The sequence below is a fragment of the Mesorhizobium sp. M1A.F.Ca.IN.022.07.1.1 genome (genome assembly GCF_003997575.1).
In the GTDB taxonomy this organism is placed as follows: Bacteria; Pseudomonadota; Alphaproteobacteria; order Rhizobiales; family Rhizobiaceae; genus Mesorhizobium.
Genome location: NZ_RZST01000383.1, coordinates 1 through 5,133 on the forward strand (window position 1 = coordinate 1; position 5,133 = coordinate 5,133).

The window sequence follows — 5,133 nt, forward strand, 5'->3', positions numbered from 1 at the left end:
CGTAGATGCCGAGCGGCAAGGATTTCGCCGCCACCGCCGCGAACTGCATTGGAACGGCCGCCAGATAGGGTCCGCTCGCCACGGCCAGCGCGACCGCCTGGAAATGCGGCAAGGCAAGCGTGACCCGGCGCGTCCGGCCCATCTTCCCCAGCGCGTCATCGGTGAAGCCCGACATCGAGCCGTCGATGGAGCGCAGCGCGTGCGGCAGCTCGCAGAAGAGATCGAGCGGCACCTGCTCGCCTTCGGCGATGCCGGCCCGATTGAGCGCTGCATTGCCCTTCGCCGCGATGACGGCGAAGGGCGAGCCGAACAGCGGTACGCTGGAAACCCATTCGGCGACTTCCAGGGGACGCTCCAGTGCCACGTCGATTTGGTCCTCCTGCAACAGTTTCGAGACGTCGCCGATGGCGCTGTCGAGGAAGCGGAACGACACTGATGGCGCCACCGCCGCGATGCGCGCGGCAAAGGGCGGCATCAGGAGCATGGAAAAGAAATCCGCGCCCATGAAGGTGAAGGTCCGCTCCAGCCTGGCCGGATCGAAGTCCTTCGCCGGCTGGAAAGCACGCTCGATCTCGCGCAGCGCGGCACGCACAGGCCCGGCCAGGCTTTCGGCGCGTGGCGTCGGCACCATGTCGTTGCCGCGCCGCACGAAGAGCTGGTCGTTGAGCGTATGCCGCAGGCGGTTGAGCGCGGCACTCACCGCAGGCTGGCTGAGGCCGATCTGCTCGCCGGCGCGCGTCACGCTTTTCTCGCGCAAAAGCGCGTCGAGCACCCTCACCAGGTTGAGATCGAGCGCGTTCAAATTCATCGCATCAATTCAGTCCATATGATCATTCGATTTCCATCTCCCACGCGTCGCTGGTTAGTTCGCCGTCGACGCCGCTTCGCCGGCCCAACACAAAGCAGAGACACCATGACAATGATCAAGCGGACCATCGCAGGCAAGGAACTCCTTTGGTTCAACAACACGCTCGTCGCCATCCAGGTCTCTTCGGCCGACGGAGAGGACGGCATCTGCGTCATCGAGCATCGCCTGCCCTATGGCGATTCCCCGCCGCTGCATATGCACCGCAACGAAGACGAGGTATTTCACATCCTCGAAGGACAAATGCGTTTCCAGATCAACGGCCATGAGCGGGTCGTGGGCGCGGGCGAAACCGTCATCGCGCCGAAGGGCCTGCCGCATACATACAGGGTCGAATCTCCGCAAGGCGCGCATACGCTCACCGTCACGCGCGGCTCGGATTTCGAGACGATGGTGCGCCTGGCGAGCCGCCCCGCCGAACGGCCGGACCTGCCGCAGCCGGGGGCGCCGACGCCCGAGATGATGGCGACGCTGACGAGACTCTGCGCCGAGAACGGCATCGACATCGTTGGACCGCCGATGGAGGGCTGATCTGGCCCACAAGGGGGGAGATCGGCAGCCCCCTTCAACCGATTTGCATCTTCCTCGCCCGCAATCTCCGCTTGAAGGGTTTTGTGCAACGCGATACGCCCTTGCGCAAATCGACAGACCGGAGATTTCCCGTGAGCGCTGAGAAGACCAGAACCGAAACCGATACATTCGGTCCCATCGAGGTCGCGGCCGACCGCTACTGGGGCGCGCAGGCGCAGCGTTCGCTCGGCAATTTCAAGATCGGTTGGGAAAAGCAGCCGGCCTCGATCGTGCGCGCACTGGGCATCGTCAAGCGCGCCGCGGCCGAAGTGAACATGGAGATGAAACGGCTGGATCCAGCCATCGGCAAGGCAATCGTGGACGCCGCGCAGGAAGTGATCGACGGCAAGCTCAACGACCATTTCCCGCTCGTGGTCTGGCAGACCGGTTCGGGCACGCAGTCCAACATGAATGCCAATGAAGTGATCTCCAACCGGGCCATCGAGATGCTCGGCGGCGTGATGGGCTCCAAGAAGCCCGTGCACCCGAATGACCACGTCAATATGAGCCAGTCGTCAAACGACACCTATCCGACGGCCATGCATGTCGCCTGCGCCGAGCGGGTCGCGCATCACCTGATCCCAGCGCTCCACCATCTGCACAAAGCGCTCGACGCCAAGGCCCGCGCCTTCAACCACATCATCAAGATCGGCCGCACCCACACGCAGGACGCCACACCCCTTACGCTCGGCCAGGAATTCTCCGGCTACGCCGCGCAGGTCGCGTCGTCGATCAAGCGCATCGAGCAGACGCTGCCCGGCCTGCAGGAACTGGCGCAGGGCGGCACCGCGGTCGGCACCGGGCTCAACGCGCCGGTTGGCTTTGCGGAAAAGGTGGCGGACCGGATCGCCGCCATCACCGGCATCGCCTTCGTCACGGCGCCGAACAAGTTCGAGGCGCTCGCAGCACACGATTCCATGGTGTTCTCGCATGGCGCGATCAGCGCGGCGGCGGCGGCGCTGTTCAAGATCGCCAACGACATCCGCCTGCTCGGTTCAGGCCCGCGCTCGGGCCTCGGCGAGCTGTCGCTGCCGGAGAACGAGCCGGGCTCGTCGATCATGCCGGGCAAGGTCAACCCGACGCAGTGCGAGGCGCTGACGCAGGTCTGCGTGCAGGTGTTCGGCAACAATGCCGCGCTAACCTTCGCCGGCAGCCAGGGCCATTTCGAGCTCAACGTCTATAACCCGCTGATGGCCTATAATTTCCTGCAGTCGGTGCAGCTGCTTGCCGACGCTTCCGTCTCCTTCACCGACAATTGCGTCGTCGGCATCGAGGCGCGGGAAGACAACATCAAGGCGGCGCTGGAGCGCTCGCTGATGCTGGTGACGGCGCTCGCCCCCACCATCGGCTACGACAACGCCGCCAAGATCGCCAAGACCGCGCACAAGAACGGCACCACGCTGCGTGAGGAAGCTCTTGCCACCGGGCTGGTCAGCGAGGCCGACTACGACCGGCTGGTGCGGCCCGAGGACATGACGCATCCGGGCTAATTCTCGCGGCGCGGACTGACCCAAGAGGTCGCCATTTCAGGGCGAAGACGACCCGATCGGGCGTTTCGGCTAGCCTCCGAGGTCTGCGACTGCAGCCCCACCGATGGCTTGGCTATTTTGCGGGGGCACAATTTACTCGTTAATCCCAGTCCGCCGACACGATTTTCGCGCGCATCCGCCGGTCAGCGAAACATACTGCCTGTGAACAATGTGTCGCCGCATCGGCGGCTTTGGTGAACAGTCTTCGTCGTCTATCTGACTGGGCATCCAACACGATTCGGAGACTCGCCAATGTCCATCAACACTTCCGCCGCCGGTACCAGCATCGCGTCCAACAGTGCCACCACCATCCTGCTCGGCCGTATCCTGCTCGCCGTCATCTTCCTGCTTTCCGGCTTCGGCAAGCTTACCGCCATTTCCGGCACCGCCGGCTATTTCGGCGCCCTCGGCCTGCCGCTTCCGACCGTGACGGCCGTCGTGGTCGGCCTCATCGAGCTGCTCGGCGGCCTTGCCATTCTTGTCGGGTTCCAGACGCGGATCGCCGCCTGGTTGCTCGCCATCTTCACGATCGCTACCGGCCTGGTTGCTCACACCGGCTGGGCCGACCAGATGCAGATGATCCAGTTTCTCAAGAACCTCGCCATCACCGGCGGCTTCATCCTGCTCGCCTCCTCCGGCGCCGGCGCCTATTCGATCGACGCCAAGCGCGGCTGATCTCCTTCCCCTCCCAAGCTGAAACTTTGGCGGCGCGGAATTTTCCGCGCCGCTTTTTCGTTTTCTCGAGTGCAGGCGTACACTGCACCGAGAGCCGGTGCATTCCCGGATACCGGCAAGGGAGGTGGGCCATGAACCGCAACGCGTTGCTTCTCGCCTCGCGGCTCCTGCTTGCCGCGCTGTTCGTGCCCTCGGGCTTCCAGGTGCTGACCAACATATCCGGCACGATCGATTACTTCACCGGCCTCGGCCTGCCGCTACCGACCCTGGCGGCCTGGGGCACCGGCCTGTTCGAGCTGATCGCCGGACTTTTGATCCTTGTCGGTTTTCAGACGCGGATCGCGGCGCTGCTGCTTGCCGCCTTCACTATCGTCGCCGGCTTCATCGGCCATTTCGGCCAGGGCGGCGAGGATGCGACCCTCACCTTCATGCACCGGCAGATGCTGATGAAGGACATTGCCATTGCCGGGGGCTTCCTGGCGCTCGCCATGGCCGGCGCCGGCGCATGGTCGGCCGACGGCCGCCCTTTTGGCGTCGGTGCCGAGATCACCTGATCCGTCACTTGACGGAAATGCTCGGCCCGCCCTCGACCGCCAGCACCAGGCGGCGGTTGGTGATGCGCGCGAGCTGCGCCAGCCGGCCGGCCGGCCGCTCGCCATAGAGGTCGGCAAGCGAGGCCGGCAGCACCAGCGCAAGCGCACCGTTGCCGCGGCTTTCCCATTTCAGCCGCGGCATGACCCCGGGCATCGCCGCCGTCAGCAGGTAGACGACACGCATCATTGCCGCCAGCACGCGGGCGCGCTCGAGCATGCGCGGCGGCGCCAGGGTCTTGATCTCGGCCGCGATCGCATCGTTGAAGATGCCGTCATGGCGATAGGCGTTGGTCAGGGCCAGATAGGCGCGGCCAGGATGGTCGACGCCGATAAAGGACGCATGCGCGATGATGTTGAGCGACTGCCGGCCGCGATATTCGGGATGCGCCCGCCAGCCGATATCGGCAAGCAGGCAGGCGGCGTGGCGGTAGCGCGCCTCATCCACCGTCTCGTCGATGCCGAAGGCCTTGAAAGCCTTGTCCGTCCAGTCGACGAGGTCATGCGCGTGATGGACCGAGCGCGAGCGCAGCAGCGCCAGTTCCTCCGCCGCGGAGATCAGCGGATCGGCCTTCTGCTCGGCGGCGTCGAGCAGCGAATAGAGGAAGCCTTCGCGCACGCCCTGCGCCGAGACGACGATCTTCGAGGGCTGCATTGCCGCCATGATTTCCTGCAGCACGACCGCACCGTAAGGCAGCAGCGAGCGGCGGTTCTTGGAGACGCCTTCGATGCCCTTGACCTTTTCGACCTCGCCCTTGGCCACCTGCCTGAGGAAGTTCAGGGCGCTGTCGGCGGCGATCTCGTAATGATGCATGACGCCGAGCGGGTAGTTGGTCATCTCCATATGCAGCCGGGCGAGGTTTCGCCAGGTTCCGCCGACGGCGTAGAACACCCTGCCCTGCCC

At 64.9% G+C, this 5,133-nt stretch carries 5 protein-coding genes and 1 pseudogene; 4 read left to right on the top strand and 2 right to left on the bottom strand.

Features of this window, described 5'->3' with window-relative positions:
* On the bottom strand, positions 1–808 hold an 808-nt coding region (locus tag EOA75_RS28410), incomplete at its 3' end, for a LysR family transcriptional regulator (protein ID WP_164747614.1).
* Between the two features lie 105 nt (positions 809–913).
* Here EOA75_RS28410 and EOA75_RS28415 point away from each other — a divergent pair.
* The 4 genes from EOA75_RS28415 to EOA75_RS28430 all read left to right on the top strand — a co-directional run bounded on the left by EOA75_RS28415 (position 914) and on the right by EOA75_RS28430 (position 4,193).
* Positions 914–1,396, top strand: a complete 483-nt coding sequence (locus EOA75_RS28415) for a cupin domain-containing protein (protein WP_127325724.1) — start codon at positions 914–916, stop codon at positions 1,394–1,396.
* A gap of 131 nt (positions 1,397–1,527) precedes the next feature.
* Positions 1,528–2,925 carry a class II fumarate hydratase gene (fumC, locus tag EOA75_RS28420; protein ID WP_127325725.1) on the top strand — a complete coding sequence of 466 codons (1,398 nt, stop codon included), beginning with the start codon at positions 1,528–1,530 and terminating at the stop codon, positions 2,923–2,925.
* Between the two features lie 291 nt (positions 2,926–3,216).
* Positions 3,217–3,639 (top strand): DoxX family protein, encoded by a 423-nt coding sequence (locus EOA75_RS28425; RefSeq protein WP_067001137.1) that lies wholly within the window; start codon positions 3,217–3,219, stop codon positions 3,637–3,639.
* Positions 3,640–3,770: 131 nt separating this feature from the next.
* A complete protein-coding gene (locus EOA75_RS28430; protein WP_127325726.1) occupies positions 3,771–4,193 on the top strand; it encodes a DoxX family protein in 423 nt (140 codons plus the stop codon).
* A 4-nt stretch (positions 4,194–4,197) separates the two neighbouring features.
* On the opposite strand, the pseudogene EOA75_RS28435 reads toward EOA75_RS28430, so the two are convergent.
* Positions 4,198–5,133, bottom strand: a pseudogene (locus tag EOA75_RS28435) (exopolyphosphatase); the annotation flags it as partial.